The sequence below is a fragment of the Paenibacillus sp. FSL R7-269 genome (assembly GCF_000517865.1).
Classification (GTDB): Bacteria; Bacillota; Bacilli; order Paenibacillales; family Paenibacillaceae; genus Paenibacillus_AQ.
Genome location: NZ_ASPS01000109.1, coordinates 1 through 233, shown reverse-complemented (window position 1 = coordinate 233; position 233 = coordinate 1). Strand labels below are relative to the sequence as shown.

Annotated in this window: 1 protein-coding gene; it reads right to left on the bottom strand. The window is 48.1% G+C overall.

Features of this window, described 5'->3' with window-relative positions; all coding sequences use genetic code 11:
- Positions 1-233: hypothetical protein (locus C162_RS37200; RefSeq protein WP_235218582.1), on the bottom strand; the 233-nt coding region annotated here is incomplete at both ends.

Sequence of the window (233 nt, the reverse complement as noted above, 5' to 3'; positions counted from 1 at the left end):
AATGAAGAGCACAAGTGCACCTGAATTAGCCGAAAGCGGGCGGGAAGCGTGAATGAAGAGCACAAGTGCACCTGAATTAGTCAAAAGTCGGCTATAGGCGAAAATGAAGAGCACAAATACACCTGAATTAGCCAAAAGTCGGCGGGAAGTGAAAATGAAGAGCACAAGTGCACCTGAATTAGCCGAAAGCGGGCGGGAAGCGTGAATGAAGAGCACAAGTGCACCTGAATTAG